Here is an 876-nt window from a genome sequence, read left to right as displayed (position 1 = left end):
AGCACCTGACGTCGGCTGCGCCTCTACGCTGCGCGATTCGCGCGAGCGACGCACCGGCGCGGTGTTCTCACCCACAAGGATCCGCATTCATGAAAAAACTCCTGATTGCCGCAGTTGCTAATACGGCGCTTGGCTGTTCGCTTGCCCCTATCAGCGCGATGGCGCAAAGCAGCGTCACGCTGTACGGCCTGATCGACGAAGGCCTGAATTACACCAGCAATACCGGCGGCCATTCGAACATACAGATGGAAAGCGGTTTTGCGCAAGGCAGCCGCTGGGGCCTGAAGGGTTCGGAGGATCTGGGCGGCGGCACCAAGGCTGTCTTCCAGTTGGAAAACGGATTCGACGTCAACTCGGGCAAGGTGGGAGGATGTTCGGCCGTCAGGCCTACGTCGGCTTAAGCTCGGCGCAATTCGGCACGCTGACGATGGGTCGCCAATACGACTCCATCGTCGACTTCCTCGCACCGCTCACGGCGAACGGCAACTGGGCCGGCTATCTGATGTCGCATCCATACGATAACGACAACACCGACAATTCGTTCCGCCTGAACAACAGCGTGAAGTACATGAGCAATACGTACGGCGGCTTTACGTTCGGCGGTCTGTACGGTTTCAGCAACCAGGCAGGTGGCTTCGCGAACAATCGGTCTTATAGCCTCGGCGCGCAATACGTGGGCAGTGCAGTGACGGTGGCCGCGGCTTATATGCAGATCAACAATCCGGGCGGCACGACAGGTGGTTCGCTCTCAACGGACGACACTAACTTTTTCGCCGGCCGTGAGCAAGTCTGGGGCGCGGGCATCAACTACACGATCGGACCGACGGTGCTTGGCTTTGTGTATAGCCATACGAATCTGAATGACGCGACTGGTTC

General features: G+C 58.8%; 1 pseudogene. It reads left to right on the top strand.

The features are described from left to right. Window positions 1-89 precede the first annotated feature (89 nt). Window positions 90-876: pseudogene (locus tag P0D96_RS48160) on the top strand (porin); the annotation flags it as partial.

It is taken from the genome of Paraburkholderia sp. RL17-347-BIC-D, from assembly GCF_046027915.1.
In the GTDB taxonomy this organism is placed as follows: domain Bacteria; phylum Pseudomonadota; class Gammaproteobacteria; order Burkholderiales; family Burkholderiaceae; genus Paraburkholderia.
The sequence above is the reverse complement of the archived record's forward strand: the minus strand, read 5'-3'. Positions and strand labels throughout refer to the sequence as shown.